This is a genomic window from Flexivirga oryzae (assembly GCF_014190805.1).
Taxonomy (GTDB): Bacteria; Actinomycetota; Actinomycetes; order Actinomycetales; family Dermatophilaceae; genus Flexivirga; species Flexivirga oryzae.
Map to the genome: position 1 here is coordinate 434712 of NZ_JACHVQ010000003.1, position 15565 is coordinate 450276.

The 15565-nt window shown below is 67.8% G+C and carries 14 protein-coding genes; 1 reads left to right on the forward strand and 13 read right to left on the reverse strand.

Translation table 11 applies throughout. The features are described from left to right. Positions 1–10: 10 nt before the first annotated feature. The 13 genes from FHU39_RS18965 to FHU39_RS19025 form a co-directional block, all read right to left on the reverse strand. On the reverse strand, positions 11–787 hold the full coding sequence (locus FHU39_RS18965; protein ID WP_183322255.1) for an enoyl-CoA hydratase/isomerase family protein: 777 nt from the start codon (positions 785–787) through the stop codon (positions 11–13). A 104-nt stretch (positions 788–891) separates the two neighbouring features. Then, positions 892–1794: a LysR family transcriptional regulator gene (locus FHU39_RS18970; RefSeq protein ID WP_221185685.1), complete on the reverse strand. Its 903-nt coding sequence runs from the start codon at positions 1792–1794 to the stop codon at positions 892–894. 47 nt (positions 1795–1841) lie between these two features. Then, positions 1842–2693 (reverse strand): NUDIX hydrolase, encoded by an 852-nt coding sequence (locus FHU39_RS18975; protein ID WP_183322256.1) that lies wholly within the window; start codon positions 2691–2693, stop codon positions 1842–1844. Positions 2694–2711: 18 nt separating this feature from the next. Further along, on the reverse strand, positions 2712–3536 hold the full coding sequence (locus tag FHU39_RS18980) for a TetR/AcrR family transcriptional regulator (RefSeq protein WP_183322257.1): 825 nt from the start codon (positions 3534–3536) through the stop codon (positions 2712–2714). 79 nt (positions 3537–3615) lie between these two features. After that, a complete protein-coding gene (locus FHU39_RS18985) occupies positions 3616–4353 on the reverse strand; it encodes an ABC transporter ATP-binding protein (RefSeq protein ID WP_183322258.1) in 738 nt (245 codons plus the stop codon). Next, positions 4353–5099 carry an ABC transporter ATP-binding protein gene (locus tag FHU39_RS18990; RefSeq protein ID WP_183322259.1) on the reverse strand — a complete coding sequence of 249 codons (747 nt, stop codon included), beginning with the start codon at positions 5097–5099 and terminating at the stop codon, positions 4353–4355. The genes FHU39_RS18985 and FHU39_RS18990 overlap by 1 nt, the downstream gene beginning before the upstream one ends. Continuing rightward, positions 5096–6163: a branched-chain amino acid ABC transporter permease gene (locus FHU39_RS18995; protein ID WP_183322260.1), complete on the reverse strand. Its 1068-nt coding sequence runs from the start codon at positions 6161–6163 to the stop codon at positions 5096–5098. Before FHU39_RS18995 ends, FHU39_RS18990 begins: the two co-directional genes overlap by 4 nt. After that, positions 6160–7065, reverse strand: coding sequence for a branched-chain amino acid ABC transporter permease (locus tag FHU39_RS19000; protein WP_183322261.1), 906 nt, complete (start codon positions 7063–7065; stop codon positions 6160–6162). The genes FHU39_RS18995 and FHU39_RS19000 overlap by 4 nt, the downstream gene beginning before the upstream one ends. Positions 7066–7077: 12 nt before the next feature. Beyond that, the gene (locus FHU39_RS19005) at positions 7078–8373 is read right to left on the reverse strand and encodes an ABC transporter substrate-binding protein (RefSeq protein ID WP_183322262.1); all 1296 of its coding nucleotides are present in this window, start codon (positions 8371–8373) and stop codon (positions 7078–7080) included. A 366-nt stretch (positions 8374–8739) separates the two neighbouring features. Then, positions 8740–10194, reverse strand: a complete 1455-nt coding sequence (locus tag FHU39_RS19010) for an NAD-dependent succinate-semialdehyde dehydrogenase (RefSeq protein ID WP_183322263.1) — start codon at positions 10192–10194, stop codon at positions 8740–8742. Between the two features lie 17 nt (positions 10195–10211). Beyond that, positions 10212–12239: an acetate--CoA ligase family protein gene (locus FHU39_RS19015; protein ID WP_183322264.1), complete on the reverse strand. Its 2028-nt coding sequence runs from the start codon at positions 12237–12239 to the stop codon at positions 10212–10214. Positions 12240–12266: 27 nt separating this feature from the next. Then, positions 12267–13127 carry an enoyl-CoA hydratase/isomerase family protein gene (locus FHU39_RS19020; protein WP_183322265.1) on the reverse strand — a complete coding sequence of 287 codons (861 nt, stop codon included), beginning with the start codon at positions 13125–13127 and terminating at the stop codon, positions 12267–12269. A 44-nt stretch (positions 13128–13171) separates the two neighbouring features. Then, a complete protein-coding gene (locus FHU39_RS19025; protein WP_183322266.1) occupies positions 13172–14146 on the reverse strand; it encodes a phosphotriesterase family protein in 975 nt (324 codons plus the stop codon). A gap of 238 nt (positions 14147–14384) precedes the next feature. Here FHU39_RS19025 and FHU39_RS19030 point away from each other — a divergent pair, with 238 nt between their 5' ends. Continuing rightward, positions 14385–15437 carry an LLM class flavin-dependent oxidoreductase gene (locus FHU39_RS19030; RefSeq protein ID WP_183322267.1) on the forward strand — a complete coding sequence of 351 codons (1053 nt, stop codon included), beginning with the start codon at positions 14385–14387 and terminating at the stop codon, positions 15435–15437. Positions 15438–15565: the final 128 nt, after the last annotated feature.

Genomic DNA, 15565 nt, shown 5'->3' on the forward strand with positions numbered 1-15565 from the left:
GTCTCCTCGTTCAGTTGCCCACGAACTGTGGGGTGCGTTTCTCCAGCATCGCGCTGATGCCTTCCTGCTTGTCGGCCGACTCGTGCAGCAGCGCCTGGGCGAGCCGCTCGATGGTGAGCCCGGTGGCCAGGTCCGTGTCGGCCCCGGACTTCACCGCGATGCGGGCAAGTCGGGTTGCCAGGGGCCCCTTCGCGGCGATCGCCTGCGCCACCCGGGTGGCCTCGGCCAGCAGGTCGGCCTGCGGGACGACCCGCGAGACCAGTCCGATGGCGTGCGCCTCGGTGGCGGTGATGAAGCGGCCGGTGAGGATCAGGTCGAGCGCGTGTCCCTGTCCGACCAGTCGGCGCAGTCGCTGGGTCCCGCCGGCGCCCGGTATGACGGACAGGCCGGTCTCGGGGAAACCGAACTTCGCGGTGTCCGCCGCGATGCGCACGTCGCAGGCGAGCGCGAGCTCGCAACCGCCGCCGAGGGCGTAACCGTTGACGGCCGCGATCGTCGGCTTGTCGAACTGCTCGATGTCGTCGAAAAGACGCTGCAGCCGCCCGCGGAGCCCGTCGAGCTTCGTGTAGCCCTTCAGCTGGCCGACATCCGCACCCGCGACGAAGACCTTCTCCCCGGCGCCGGTGATGACGACGCACCGGATCGCGTCGTTCCCGGCCGCCTCGTCCAGTGCGGAGCGCAGACAGTCCTGCACTTCCAGGCTGAGGGCGTTGCGGGCCTCCGGGCGGTCGATCGTGACGATGCCGACCCCGTCCTCGGTGCGCAGGCTGACGAAGGTGGCGGGCATAGGTCTCTCTCGCGTTCGGGGCAGGGGTGTCGTGTGGTCAGCCTAGAGCGGTCGCTGTGTCAGTTGAAGTATTGATTCTGTCTCGGATTGAGAGCAGCAGAGAATTAGTTGCTCGCGATGCCAGGTAGCGCATCCGCTGCCACGTCGAGCACGCGACGCAATGCCTTGGACGGGTTGTCGGCCCGCCAGACCAGCACGGCCTGCAGGTCCGCCACCTGTCCGCGCACCGGGCGGTAGGCGACACCGGTGCGCTGTACGTGGCGGACGGAGGAGAGGGTGAGTGTGACGCCCACACCCGCGGCGACCAGGGCCAGGATGGTCGCCGAGTCGGGCGCCTCCTGCACGATGCGAGGGGTGAACCCGGCCTCGGCGCAGGCATGGATGGTCACGGCCCGCAGTGATGATCCGCGGTAGGCCGGGAAGGTGACGAACGGTTCATCGGCCAGGGCGGCGAGGTCGATGGTCTTGCTCCTGGCCGCAGGGTGTTGGGTCGGCAGGGCACACAGCAGTTGCTCGGTGTTGACGACGCGATAGTCGAGCCCGGGCGCCTCGATCGGCAGGCGGGCGAATCCGAGATCGAGCTCGCCGGACGCGACCCGGGCGCTGGCCTCCTCGGCGTAGGTCTGGCCGTGCAGCTCCAGCTCGATGCCCGGGTAGCTGCGCCGCACGGCCCGGGTCAGTCGCGGGAGGTCGTCGTGGCTGGAGGCGCCGGCGAAGCCGATGCGTACCTTGCCCACGGCTCCCGTGCCGGCGGCGCGGCAGATGGTCTCCGCCTCCTCGATGGAGGCCAGGATCCGGCGCGAGTGGTCCAGCAGGGCCTCACCGGCGTCGGTGAGACGGACCGAGCGGGTGGTGCGCTCGAAGAGCTGCACCCGCAGCTGGCGTTCCAGCGCCCGGATCCGTTGGCTCACCGGTGGTTGTGCCAGGTGCAGCCGCTCCGCGGCCCGCCCGAAGTGCAGCTCCTCCGCGACGGCCACGAAGACCTGGAGGGACTTCGTGTCGATCATGCGATCAATCATCCCATCACTGATCGCACCAGCATCTGGATCGCGCGTCAGCAGGCCCGGCGGGTCGTGTGCAGGTAGTCCTCGATCGGGATGCCTTCGTCAGCGCCGTCGACGACCCAGCGGAAGTCGGCGCCGTCGGGGATGCCTCGCACCACCCGCGGGATGTTCGTCGGCGGGACCGCGGCGAGGGCCGCGGCCACGGAGTCGTGCGGTGCCAGGGTGTTCAGGGCGTCCGCGGTCGCGAGCATCATCGGGATGGTCCCCTGTTCGTACCGCGTCAGGGTCTCCCGCACCGGCAGCCAGGCCGCGGTGTCGCTCTCCTCGCGGAAGTCGCGGCACCGGGCTCCCTGCGGCAGAGCCGCCAGGAAGAAGCGGGTGTCGTAGCGGCGGGCCGAGAAGATCGGCGTGATCCAGCGTCCGAACGGCCGCAGCAGGTCGGTGCGGGCCACCAGGTCCTCCTCCTGCAGCAGCGAGGGGAGCGTTGTCTCGCCTCGGGCGAGTGCGGAGCGTCGCCGGTCCCAGTCGGCGCCCTCGGTCCGGCAGGTGGATGCCGCGTCGGGGCCGGCCAGCAGCACGCCACACTCCTCGAAGGTCTCCCGGACGGCCGCGCAGACGAGCGCCTCGGCCAACTCCGGCGTCGTGTCGAGCGCCCGTGCCCACTGGCCGGGGGTCGGGCCGCCGAGGCGTTCGGCCGGGAGCCGGTCGTGCGGCTCCACCGATCCGCCGGGGTAGACGAAGACGCCGGGGGCGAATTTCATCCCGCGATGCCGCCGCAGCATGAATACTTCGACGTCATCCGCGCCGTCGCGAATGAGCAGCACGGTCGCGGAGTTCCGTGGCGTCACCGGCCCGCGGCCGTCCGCGAGATAGCGCCGCATGAGCGCAGACCGGTCAGCCATGGCTTCCTCCTTCGTCGGTCAGACTGCGGCATCCCGCTGGCGCGCGGGAAGGTGTTCGACGTCCAGACCGATCGAGCGAGCCCAGATCATCGCCATCGTCTCGACGACCTCATCGATGTCGTACTTCGGTTTGTCGGCGAGCACGATGTTCATGTACGCGAAGTTGTGCAGCATGGACACGATGGCCTCGGCGACGATCTCGGCGTGCGCTCCGGGATCGGCCAGACCGGCGTCCTGCAGTCGCTCGATGCCGTGCAGGATCCGGTTGCGGAACACCCGGCGGATCTCCAAGCGGTGTATGCGTGTCTTGTCGTCGATCGTCGCCGCCTGCTCCTGGGTCCGAGTCCAGGCAGGGTGCTCCAGGATGTCGTGGAAGTAGTTCTGCAGGGTGTAAGCGAAACGCTCGTACGCCGTGCCACCGATCTCCGCCGGAGCGGTCGTCACCGCCTGGCGCTTCGTGGCGCTCCGGTCGACCAGGACGTACCAGACGTCTTCCTTGCTCTTGAAGTAGATGTAGAACGTCCCGTGTGCCGCCCCGGCCTCCTTGCAGATGTCGCTGACGTTGGTCTCGAGGAAGCCTTTTCGTTCGAAGACGACCAGCGCCGCGGCGAGAAGCCGCTCGCGGGTCGCGCGACCGCGCTTGGTTCCCGGCTCGGCCTGCGACGAGTCCGACAGCTTGCGCACCGGCGTGACCCTGACCGGGCGGGGTGCCGCGGCGCGCTTCTTCGCGGCCGCCGCCTTCTTGGCCGGCTTCGGCGCCGCAGCGGTCTTCTTGGCGGCTGCCGCCTTGGTCGTGGCGGCGCTCGTCCTCTTCGCCGTGCTGCTCTTCTTCGCCGTCGCCATCGGTCATCTCCCCTTCAGGTTGCACCTTCGCGCTCCTCGCGCGCCCATCGCCTACACACCCTGCCAACGACCCGGACGGTCAGCGGCGCTTGCCGTGATTCTCCAGGCTGATCGCGAGGTGCTGGTTCTGGAGCTCGGGCGAGTTGCCGAACTCCTCTGACGAGCATGTCAGCACCTCCCGCCCTGAGTCGAGTACGCAGACCCGCTGGGTCGCACCCAGGACGAAATTGAGGTTCTGCTCGGCGATGAGGATCGTCATACCCGACCGTGACAACTCGATGACGCTCTGCTGCAGGGATTCCACGATGATGGGGGCGAGTCCTTCGGCCGGTTCGTCGAGCAGCAACACCTTCGGCCGGCCGACAACCGCGCGCGCGATCGCCACCGCCTGCTGCTCGCCGCCACTGAGTTGGACCCCCTTGCGTGGCAGCAGCTTCTCGACGAGAGGCACCGCGGCGACGGCCTCGTCGACCGCCTCCTTGGCCGGGCCGCTGCGCTCGCGGCTGGCGAGCAGGAGGTTCTCCCGGACGGTGAGCGTGGTGTAGATCCGGCGGTCGTCCGGCACCCAGCCGATGCCCTTGCGGGCCACCTGATCGGCGCGCATGCCGCCGATCTCCTCGCCGAAGTAGCGGATCGAGCCCTTCCGGCGTACCCCGCTGCCGAGGATCCCGCGCAGCGTGGTGGTCTTGCCGGCGCCGTTGCGGCCGAGGATGCCGACGGCTTCGCCGGCTCCGACCGTGAGCGAGAGGCCGAAGACCGCAGTCGCCGAGCCGTAGGTGAGCGTGACGTCGTCGAGAACCAGTGCGTCAGTGGACATCAGGAGGCTCCCAGATAGGTGGTGCGGGCGAGTTCATGACCGGCGACCTCTTCCGGGGTGCCGTCCAGCAGGATCTGCCCCTGGCCCATGAGCAGGATGCGGTGTGCGAGCGCGAAGACGACCGACATGTCGTGGGCGGTCAGGATCAGGCACAGGTCGGGGCTGCGGGTCATCACGTCCTTGAGGACGTCGACGGTGACGACGCAGTCCTCATCCGTCATACCCGCGGTCGGCTCGTCGAGCAGCAGCACGCGCGGGTCCTGCGCCAGTGACATCGCCAGTTCGAGCCGTTTGCGGTCACCCTGCGGCAGGGTGCCGGCCGTGCGGCCGAGCAGGTTGTCCAGCCGGGTGACCTCGGCGAGTTCGTGGATGTATGACGGGACGGTGCGCGGCAGGAACGTGCGCCACGGCCGCCACCACTGGCCCTGTCCGGCCTGGTAGGACAGCAACAGGTTCTCCAACACCGACAGTGAGGAGAACTGCCGGGCGACCTGGAAGGTGCGGGCGATGCCTGCGCGGGCCCGGCGGTCGGCGTCCCACTTGGTGATGTCGTGGCCGTCGAACTCGATGCTGCCGGCAGTTGCCCGGTGTTCTCCGGCGAGAGTGCCGAAGAACGTCGTCTTGCCGGCGCCGTTCGGTCCGATGAGGGCGGTCACCTGGCCGGAGTCGAATGCCGCGGTGGCGTCGACCAACGCGGGAACCCCGTTGTAGGCCTTGGACATACCGTGGGTTTCGAGCAATGTCATGACGCGCTCCTTGCCGTGGTCACTCGTTGCTTGAGCAGCCGGACACCGCGCTCGACCAGTCCCATGATGCCGCCGCGCACCAGCACGACGACCACGAGGAGCAGCAGGCCGATCCAGATGGTCGAGGTGTTCGATCCCTGGAAGAGGCGGGTGGTCAGGTAGGTGTAGACCAACGCCCCGACGAACGGCCCCCACATGTTGGAGGTCCCGCCGATGAAGACCATGAAGATCACGCTGCCCGACATGACGGTGCTGACGAGGCCGGGGGCGGCGCCGGTCTGCTGCTGGGAGTAGAGCACTCCCGCGATGCCGCCGACGAAGCCGGAGATCATGAAGGCTGCCGTGCGGGCGACCCGCACCGACGTTCCCAGCGCTGCCGCCTTGACCGGGTCGTCCCGGACGGCGGTGAAGGTCTTGCCCAGTTGCGAGCGGTGGATCCCGTAGAGGACCAGTGCGAACACGGCCGCCACACCTGCGGAGTACCACCAGAAGTTCTTCTGATCGAACAGATTCATCCCGAACAGCGGTTGCGCGGTGATGCCGAAGATGCCGTCGTCACCGTGGAACACGTCGCGGAAGGTGAAGAGCAACTGGTGCAGCACCTCGCCGAGGACCAGGGTCAGCATGGCGAACTGGATCCCGCTGCTGTTCCCGGCCAGTATCGCCACGACGAGCGCGAGGAGCATCGCGACGAAGGCACCGATGAGGATGACGATCAGCGGATTGAGCTGATGGTCCTTCAACATCGCTGCCGTGTACGCACCCGTGCCGAAGAAGGCCGCCTGGCCGAACGAGCCGAGTCCGACCCAGCCGAACAGCACCAGCGCGCTCAGCGCGAACAGTCCGTAGATGACCGCGGTGGTGGCCAGCGCCAGATTGGAACCGGTCAGCAGCGACGGCACCAGCACGATCAGCACGATCGCGAGCACGGCGTGGGGCACCAGCCGGTTGCGTCCGGCGCGTGCCCACCAGGCAGATGCTCCGCTGGAAGGGGCGAGGCCCTCGGCGGCCGGGCTCGACGGGTTGTCCTCGTCGACCCTGGTCTTGACGTTTCCCTCGTTCATGCGGAGACCTCCGGTTGCGGAGCGCGGCGCGGCCGGAACGCGATGGCCAGGCCTTGCGGGCGCAGCATCAGCACGATGGCCATGGCGACGTAGAAGCCGTAGCCGGACAGCGACGGCGCGTAGGTGGCGAGGATGCTCTCGAGCAACCCGAGCAACAGGGACGCACCGAACGCGCCGCCGATGGAGCCGAAGCCACCGAGGATGATGACGGCGAAGCTCTGCAGCACGAACAGCTGATCCAGGCCCGGCGCGATCGAATACTGCGGTGAGGCAAGGCCTCCCGCCATACCGGCGAGCAGGCCTCCGGCGGCGAACACGCCGATCGCGACCCAGCGCACCCGGATGCCGAGAGCCTCCGCCATGACCGGGTCACCGGCCACGGCGGTGGCCTGCTTGCCGAACGAGGTCTGGTTGAGCAGCGCCCACAACCCGGCCGCGAGCAGCAGACCCATGATGATCATGAAGACGTCGTTCTGCGCCAGGACGACGCCGCCGAAGCTCCACGAGCCGGCGAGCAGCGGTGGTGCCGGCTGGGTCTTGGCTGCCGCACCCCAGATCTGCACGGCGCCGCCGGCGATGATCAGGGAGAGCGCGTATGACGCCAGCAGCGACAACATGTGCTCGGAGGGGTCCAGCCAGCGGAAGATGATCTCCTCACAGGCCGCGGAGAAGATCGCCACCACGATGCCGGCGAGGATCACCGCCCCGATGAAGGCCCAGAAACCGTGCACCTGCCCGCGCAGCGCGCTGGTGGCGACATACGCACCGACCATGAAGAAGCCGCCATGGGCGAAGTTGATCACGCGCATCACCCCGTAGATCAGGGTGAGGCCGCTGGCTGCCAGGAACAGCGGCATGGCGAGCGCCAGCCCGCTGACGATTGCGTTGAGTAGTTCGACCATGGCGGCTCGGCCTCACTGACCCTTGTTGATGCTGTTGGTGGTGCTGTTCGAGCCGTCCTTGTAGGAGGCGTCCTTCGGCTGGACGATGACCGTCCGCAGGATCTTGATGCCGTCGGGTGACGACGGGTCACCCTGCAGCTTGCTCAGCACGGCGTTGTTGTTGGCCTGGTGCGTCGTCGCGTCGATCGTGGTGGTTCCCTGGGTGGACTTGAAGGTCAACCCGGCGAGGGCGTCGGAGACCTTCTGCGGATCCGTGGAACCGGCCTTCTTGATGGCCGCGGCGTACGCCATGACCGCGTTGAACGACTCTGCGGCGTTCGCGCCCGGCATGTGACCGTACGCCTTCTTGAAGTCCTTGACGAAGGCGTTGTTGGTCGGGTTGTCGTAGGCGGCCCACACGTAGTCGTACTGGTTCCACACCGTCGGGAACTTGCCCTTGAGCGCGGTGAAGACGTCCCACGGGTCGCCGGTCGTCCAGATCATCTTGTACTTCGACAGGAAGTTGAAGCTGCTCGCCTGCTGCAGGAAGGAGCCGGTGCCGACGCCGTAGGTGCCGAGGAACAGGCCACGGCCGGTCGGGTCGCTCTCGACCGCCGTGGCGAGCTTGGAGACGTAGGGCCGGAAGTTCTGCGAGGTGAGCGGGATGAACACGTTCGAGCCGAGCTTGGGGCTGCCGGGCAGTGAACTCAGGTTGGCCTTGAAGGTGGCCGACTGCTCGTGGCCGTAGGAGTAGTCGTAACCGAAGTAGTCCCAGGTCTTGGTGCCCGGCGCCAGCTCGTTCATGATCTTCGGGATGCTCTTGTCGACCGGCTGGTCCCCTGCGGACCGCAGGCCGGTCCGGTACACCCGGTCCGCACCCTTCTGGCCCGGGCCGCCGGTCAGGTCGCCGCTCACGCAGGTCGGCGCGACGTAGACGCTGCCGCTGGACGCGATGAGGCTCTTCACGGCGAGGCACTCGGTGCTGGTGTAGGCGCCCATGATCAGCTTGTGGCCCGCGCTGGCCAGGTCCCGGGTGGCCTGGGAGGTCTTGGTCGCGTCGGAGCCGTCGTCCCGGATGTCCAGCGAGATCTTCTGGCCGTTGACCCCGCCGCTCGCGTTGATCTGCTTGACCGCGATCTTGGCGCCATCGGACATGTCGACACCGGCCTGGGCGAAGGTGCCCGTCAGCGGGGCGAGCATGCCCAGCGTGATCTTGCCGCTGGAGTCTCCGGAGCTACCGGACCCGCCCGAGCTGGAGCCGCACGCGGCCGTGAGGCCGGTGACGAGGACTGTTGCCGTCACAGTGGCCAGAACGTTCGTCCGTCGCATGGTGTGACCTTCCTGATGTTCTTCTCGCCGGCCGAAAGTGCCGAGCGGAGGGCATGTTGAGTTGGAGGCGTTGCGGCACACGAACTGCCGCGGTGTGAGTAATTGCCCGGCCGGACTACCGACCGTGGGCGGGAGTGACGCGTTTCACGTCGTTGCCGTGGATCAACCATGACGCGTGTGTCATGTTTCGTCAAGGGGTTTCGCACAAAATTTATGACACGGGTATCAGATCAATGTGTCTGCTGTGAGAGAAATCTGAAAATCGTTGCGGTTGCACGAGTTCAACCACATAGGGCAACTACGGAACGGCGGCCGGCCGGAGCAGTTTTCCGACCGGCCGCCAGACCGTCCCGCCGAGCCCGTCGATCAGCGAAGGCCACCGATGACGAGCAACTTCAGCTCGGTGTAGTCGTCGATGCCGTGAGCGGATCCCTCACGCCCCGAACCGGACTCCTTGACCCCGCCGAACGGCGCGACCGGTGTCGCGATGGCGACGTCGTTCACGCCGATCATGCCGAACTCCAGGGCCTCGCCGACCCGCCAGCCGCGTCGGTAGTCCTCCGTGAAGACGTATGCCGAGAGCCCGTACGGCGTCGCATTGGCGTTCGCCACGACCTCGTCCTCGGTCGTGAACGGGTAGATCGAGGCGACGGGTCCGAAGATCTCCGTGCACGCGATGTCGGCCGTTGCGGGGGCGTTCGTGACGATGGTGGGGGAGAAGAAGCGGCCGCCGGCAGCTGCCCGGGTGCCACCCGTCTCGATGGTTGCCCCGTTCGCCGCGGCGTCCCGGAGCAACGTCTCGACCTTGGCGACCGCACGGTCATCGATGAGTGGCCCGACGTCGGTGCCGGGTTCGAGGCCGTTGCCCACCACGAGCTGCTCGGCGGCCTGCTTCAGCCGGCGGACGAACTCGTCGTGGACCGTGGCCTCGACATAGATCCGGTTGGCCGAGATGCAGGTCTGGCCGGCGTTGCGGAACTTCGCGCCCACCGCGGCTTTCACCGCGAGGTCCAGATCGGCATCGGCGAACACGATGAACGGTGCATTGCCGCCCAGCTCCATCGTGACCCGCTTGACCGTGTCGGCGCTCTGCCGGCTCAGCAGCTTGCCGACGGCTGTCGAGCCCGTGAAGGACAGCTTGCGGACCGTCGGGTTGGAGGTTATCTCCTCACCGATGGGTGCCGGCTGTCCGGTGACGATGTTGAGCACACCTGCCGGCAGACCGGCCTGCTCGGCGATGCTGCCGAACGCCAAGGCCGAAAACGGTGTCAATTCAGCGGGTTTCACCACCACGGTGCAGCCCGCCGCCAGCGCCGGCGCGATCTTGCGCATGATCATCGAGCTCGGGAAGTTCCACGGCGTGATCGCAGCGACGACGCCGATCGGCTGGCGCAGCACCATCAACCGCCGGCCGTGCGCGTCCGGCGCGAGGATCTCACCGTTGACCCGGCGGGCCTCCTCCGCGTAGTACTCCAGGAAGGTCGCGCCGCTGATCACCTCGGCCCGTGCCTCCGCGAGCGGCTTTCCCTGCTCCCGGGTGAGCAGTTCGGCCAGCTCGTCCGCGCGAGCGGTCATGGCGTCATACATCCGCATCAGGAAGGTGGCCCGCTCCTTCGCGGTGAGGGCCGACCAGGCGGGTAGGGCATCCGCCGCGGCGCGGATCGCCGCACGGCACTCGTCGCGGCCCATGTCCGGCACCGTGCCGACGAGTTCGCCGGTTGCCGGATCGGTGACGTCGATGCGTGCACCCGAGTCGGCGTCGCGCCACGCTCCGCCGATGAATGCCTTGCCCTCGATCAGGGCGGCTTCGGTAACTGACATCTCGGTGTCTCCTCTGCTCAGGGTGCGACGGTGACGACGGCGTCGGCGGCCCAGCAGTCGTCGACGCCGACGATGAGCGGGTTGATCTCGACGGTCTGGTACTTCTCGAACGAGTCGTCGCAGAATGCCGTGCACACGGACTCGACGACCGAGACGGCCCTGGGATGGTCGACGACGCCGACGGCGGCGAGCAGTCGCTCGGCCTCGCCGGCGGCCAGCGGGAGGCGTCGAGTGGTCGAACGGTTCGCGATCTCGGTCGCCGATCCACCCAGACCGACGACCACGTAGCGGCCGAGCACCGGGTCGGTGTTCAGCCCGACCAGGATCTCCCGGCCGAAGACCATCTCCTCGACCAGACAGCCTTCCACCTGATCCGCGGAAAGCCCTGCCTGGACGACGTTCTCGGTGATCTGTGCGATAGCTGCAGGCAGTCCCGCGTGCCCGGCAACGCCGAGGAGCACCCCGCCGATCTTCGCCTTGTGGCTCACCGGAGCGATGACCTTGACCGCGAACGGCGGCTTGAGCCCTGCGGTCGCTTCCGCCGGGTCCTCACCGGCGGCGACGCGTGCCCCACCCACGACAGGAACGCCGGCGGCGGTGACGAGCTCACGCGAGTCGGCTTCGCTCAGCACACCCGCCTCGGGGGCCGCGGTGGCGGACGACGACTTCTCGCGCGCCGGTGCCGGGAAGAGTTTGCCGAGGGCGGCGAACGTCAGGTGCAGGTTGTCAAGGACGGCGACGTGCGGATGCTCCTCCCGGTACCTGCGGGTGAAGTCGGTGTCCGGCACGGGAGCCATCGCGGTGATGATCAGCGGCATCTCGTGCTCGGTCGACAGGCGCGCGAGGTCGCCCCAGTTCCAGGTGTGCACCGACTCGTGGACGGTCTCGGAGGGGAACTGCACGCTCCACGGCATGAGGACCAGCCCGGTGTTGGGGTCGGAGAAGACGCAGCCGTTGACGCTCTCGTCGCCCTCACGTCGTTTGACACCGATCACATCGAGCGGGTTGTCGATCAGCGAACCCGGCCCGGCCAGCGCGCGGATCCGCTCGATCGTGGTGTCGGCGAAGGTCGTCAGTTTCACGCCGTACCGATCGGACAGGTCGCTGCTGAGCGCAGCCGCGCCACCGGAGCCACCGAGCACGGAGACCGCGCGGTCCCGGCCCTCCTTGACGCCCAGCAGCACCAGCGTGGCAAGGCGCACGAACTCGTCGACGCCGTCGGCGCGCAGCACCCCGTGCTCGCGCAGCAGCTCGGAGAAGACCGAGTCCGTGCCGGCGATGCTCGCGGTGTGGGACATGACGGCCTTCTGGCCGCGTTCGGACACGCCGGACTTGAGCACGATGATCTGCTTGCCGAGCTCCCGCGCCGTGCGGAACGCAGCCGCGAGACGCTCGACCTGGTCGCCGCGCACGCCCTCGATGTAGGCGCAGACGACCTTGGTGGTGTCCCGCTGCAGCGCGATCTGCAGCGCCTCGGGGACGGCGTTGACCGCGCCGTTGCCCGTCGACACGCAGAAGTCGAGACCGAGGCCCTCCTGTGCGGCCGCCGCGACGAACGCCGACAGCAGCGCGCCGCTTTGCGAGACGATCGAGACGGGGCCGGCCTTCGACTCCAGCCAGATCGGCTCCGCGACGGCGCAGATCTTGTCCGCGAAGTCGGCGAAACCGACGCAGTTGGGACCCCAGAGCCGGGTCTGGGTTCCGCTGACGATGTCGATGAGCTCCTGCTGCAGCTGCGCGCCGGTCTCATCACCTCGTTCGACGAATCCGTCGGTGACACAGACGATGTCACGGGTCCCGGCTGCGGTGAGTGTGCGCACCGCCTCGACCGCTGCCTCGCGTCGGATGGCGATGATCGCGGCGCGCGGGGTGCCGGGGAGAGCGGAGACGTCGGGCACGGTCGCGAGCCCTTGGATCTCCGCGTGATTGGGCGTCACGGGAACGACGTGCAGGTCGGGGTTGAGGGTGGTCAGGTTGTGAATGGCGCACGTTGTCCAGAAGTTGCGCGGCGAGGCACCGACGACGGCGATGAGCTGGCGGTCCATGGTGGTGGTGTTCTCCTTGGTGGGTGGTCAGTCGATGCTGGAGCCGGCCGCTGCTTCGGCGGGTTGGGGGATGGAACCACCCTCGGCATACCACTGGCGGGCTGCCTTGATACCGAGCTCGGCGAGGGTCTGTGACATGTGCTCGTTGCCGGCCGAGGTGTGGATGAGGGCGTCCCAGGTCGCGCACACCTCCAGGGTGTCGCGGAAGCCCTGGCGGTTCAGGACGTCGTTCGCAGCACGCTTCTTGATCTCGAGCATGTCGCGCGGGGTCTTGGAGACCTCGTACGCCAGCTCGCGTGCCTTGCTGAGCACGTCCTGCTCGGGCACCGAGTAGTTGGCGAAACCACGCTGGGCGGCCTCCGGGCCCATCATGAAACTGCCCGCCGTGTAGGAGAGCTCACGGGCCTTCTTGGAGCCGATCGCGTATGACGAGACCGGGCCGAGCATGCCGCCGCCGATCGGCAGCACGGGCCAGCCGATCTTGGTGTCGTTGCCGACCACTGCGAGGTCCGAACAGTTGGGGATGAGGGTCGCACCGCCCATGCAGAAGCCGTGAACGGCGGCGACAACGGGCTTCGGAAACTCGAAAACTGCTGTGAACGCCCGAAGTTGGGGCCGAAGGCGCAACCAATCAGCGTGCGCGATCCGCTGGTGGTAGCCGCTGTCCTCCCGGTCCGCGGAGGGTTGCTTGCCGACGTCCCAGCCGACGCTGAACGCCCGCCCCTCACCGCGGACGATGACGACGGAGACGCTGTCGTCGGTCGCGAGGTCGGCCAGGGTGCGCTCGTAGGCGTCGAAGAGGTCGTCGTTGAAGGCGTTGAGCTTCTCGGGGCGGTTGAGCACGACCTCGGCGACGACGCCGTGCTGCTCGGTGCGGACTGCTGACATGGATCTTCCTTCGGTCTGTGGCGGATGCGAGTTGCGGCGGTGCGTCATACCTGCGGGGCGGCGGCGAAGATCGCCCGCGGGGTGTCGACGAGCATCGCGTCGATCTGCTCCTCGGTGACCCCCGCGGAGCGCAGTGCCGGGAGCACGTCCTCGCTGATGTGGCCGAACCGCCAGTTGGGCAGGTTCTTCGCCCGGTAGTCCGCGGGGAAGTTGCTGCTGTGGCAGGACGTGTCGTGGGAGAGGACGAGCCGGTTGCCGTAGCCGCGCTCGATCAGGTCGACCACGGTCTTGACCCGGCGGTCGAAGTCGAGCCGGCTGTCCAGGCCGAAACGGTCCATGCCGAGGTAGGAACCGTTGTCCAGGACGCGTTGCAGGTAGTCCAGGTCGTCGGTGTCACCGCTGTGCCCGATGATCACCCGGCCCAGGTCCACGCCCTCTTCGGCGAAGATCTGCTGCTGTTCCAGGCCGCGTTCGCTGTGCGGGTCGGTGTGCGTGGAGATCGGGGCACCGGTCTCGACATGTGCACGTGCGACGGAGCGCAGCACGCGCTCGACGTCGGGTGTCACGCCGGGCTCGTCGGTGGCGCACTTCAGGATCGCGGCCCGGATCCCGGTGCCCGCGATGCCTTCGGTCAGGTCACGGACGAACATGTCGACCATCGGCTCCTCGACGTCGACCAGGCGCCCCGGGCCGCGCAGCCGTAGGTAGGTGGGCAGCTCGGTGAAGGTGTAGAAGCCGGTCGCCGCGATGATGTTGACCTCGGTGCGTTCGGCGACCTCGCGGACCCGTCGGATGTCGCGGCCGAGGCCCAGCACGGTCAGGTCGACGATGGTGTCGATGCCGGCCGCCTTGAGTGCGTCGAGTTTGGCGACCGCGTCGTCGATCCGGACGGCGTGGTCCCAGCTCTCCGGGTAGTTCACCTCGTACTCCTGGTTGAGAACGAAGACGTGCTCGTGCATCAGGACGCGACCGAGGGCGGTGTTGTCCTGGCTGCCGGCAACGGTGGGAACGTTGACCATTGGGTGTCTCCTTGGTGGTTCGGGTCGCTGAGGTTGGGCCGGATCGAATGCTCTTGGGCACCAACGAATGGCCGCCGCGGACGGCGGGATCGCGGAGTGCGAAAAATAGTGTTCGCCATTGACAATGACGCGCGTGTCATGTTTAGTCAAGAGCGACTTCTCAAACAGCACCCGATCCAAGGGGCTCGCCGCAGCTGGGTCGCTCGACCCGTGCTCCTCACCAATGACTGGAGTTGACATGACCGACCTCTCGAAGCCGCACTACGGCATTTTCAGCCTCTCGAACGTTCCGCCGTGGAACACCCACCACGAGGTGGTCCAGAAGGCCATCGAGCAGATCCAGGTGGCCGACAAGCTCGGCTTCGAAGAAGCTTGGGTCGCCGAGCACAACGGCCGCCGCTACGGCATCATGACCTCGGCGCAGCTGCTGCTCGCCGCGGCGGCCGCCTCCACCACCCGCATCCGCCTCGGCTCCGGCGTCTCGCGGCTGCCGATGCACCACCCGCTGCGGTTGGCCGAGGAGTACGCCTACGTCGACCAGCTGAGCAACGGCCGCCTCAACTTCGGCATCGGCAAGGCGTACGACCGCCTGGAGTTCCAGGCGTACAGCATCCCGGAGTCCGAGCGTGACGAGCGGTACGAAGAGGTCTTCGAGGTCGTCATGCAGGCCTGGACGACGGGCAAGGTGAAGTTCAAGGGCAAGCACTACCAGGTGCCCGGCCCGGGTGACGTCGCCGACGAGATCGAGTTGTTCCCCGAGGTCTACCAGAAGCCCACCCCGCCGGTGTTCGTCATGGTTTCCGCCAGCGAGGAGTCGCTGCGGATGGCCGCCCGCCGCGGCTTCGCCTTCGTGCTCGGCCAGCGGCCGACGCGGGACGACGTGAGCCGCCTGGTGGAGGTCTATCGCGAGGAGGGCCGGGCCGCCGGCCACTCGTTCGACTCGATCGACGAGAACATCGCGCGCTCGTCGCAGCTGAAGGCGATCCACGTCTCCGACAACCGGGAGCAGGCGATCAAGGAGTACCACGACGGCTACATGTGGTACGTCGGCATCCTGACCAACCGGGCCAAGGTCGGTCTGGGCATCGACGAGCTGACCTTCGACGAGTACATCGAGCGCAAGGCGCTCATCCTGGGCTCGGCCGACGACGTCGCGCAGGAGCTCGCCGACTTCCACAGCCACACCGGCCTCGGCGGCCTGGTCGCGTGGTTCGACGCCGGCAGCCAGCCGCAGGAGCAGGTGCTGCGCTCCATGACCGACTTCGCCGAGAAGGTCCGCCCGCAACTCTGACGCCGGACCGCACGGTCCGTCGACCACTCATCGATTGATCCGAAACTGATTGCGGTACCGCCTCATTCGGGCGGTACCGCAATCCCGGCATGCCCGGTTCGGACCCCCACTGACGGAGAACTGCGCCC

Excerpts from the sequence above, each read along its gene's own strand:
- FHU39_RS18990 (WP_183322259.1), bottom strand. The coding sequence starts at position 5,099 with ATGACATTGCTCGAAACCCACGGTATGTCCAAGGCCTACAACGGGGTT.
- FHU39_RS18970 (WP_221185685.1), bottom strand. The coding sequence starts at position 1,794 with ATGATCGACACGAAGTCCCTCCAGGTCTTCGTGGCCGTCGCGGAGGAG.
- FHU39_RS19000 (WP_183322261.1), bottom strand. The coding sequence starts at position 7,065 with ATGGTCGAACTACTCAACGCAATCGTCAGCGGGCTGGCGCTCGCCATG.
- FHU39_RS18985 (WP_183322258.1), bottom strand. The coding sequence starts at position 4,353 with ATGTCCACTGACGCACTGGTTCTCGACGACGTCACGCTCACCTACGGC.
- FHU39_RS18975 (WP_183322256.1), bottom strand. The coding sequence starts at position 2,693 with ATGGCTGACCGGTCTGCGCTCATGCGGCGCTATCTCGCGGACGGCCGC.
- FHU39_RS19020 (WP_183322265.1), bottom strand. The coding sequence starts at position 13,127 with ATGTCAGCAGTCCGCACCGAGCAGCACGGCGTCGTCGCCGAGGTCGTG.
- FHU39_RS18995 (WP_183322260.1), bottom strand. The coding sequence starts at position 6,163 with ATGAACGAGGGAAACGTCAAGACCAGGGTCGACGAGGACAACCCGTCG.
- FHU39_RS19005 (WP_183322262.1), bottom strand. The coding sequence starts at position 8,373 with ATGCGACGGACGAACGTTCTGGCCACTGTGACGGCAACAGTCCTCGTC.
- FHU39_RS19030 (WP_183322267.1), top strand. The coding sequence starts at position 14,385 with ATGACCGACCTCTCGAAGCCGCACTACGGCATTTTCAGCCTCTCGAAC.
- FHU39_RS18965 (WP_183322255.1), bottom strand. The coding sequence starts at position 787 with ATGCCCGCCACCTTCGTCAGCCTGCGCACCGAGGACGGGGTCGGCATC.
- FHU39_RS18980 (WP_183322257.1), bottom strand. The coding sequence starts at position 3,536 with ATGGCGACGGCGAAGAAGAGCAGCACGGCGAAGAGGACGAGCGCCGCC.
- FHU39_RS19010 (WP_183322263.1), bottom strand. The coding sequence starts at position 10,194 with ATGTCAGTTACCGAAGCCGCCCTGATCGAGGGCAAGGCATTCATCGGC.
- FHU39_RS19015 (WP_183322264.1), bottom strand. The coding sequence starts at position 12,239 with ATGGACCGCCAGCTCATCGCCGTCGTCGGTGCCTCGCCGCGCAACTTC.
- FHU39_RS19025 (WP_183322266.1), bottom strand. The coding sequence starts at position 14,146 with ATGGTCAACGTTCCCACCGTTGCCGGCAGCCAGGACAACACCGCCCTC.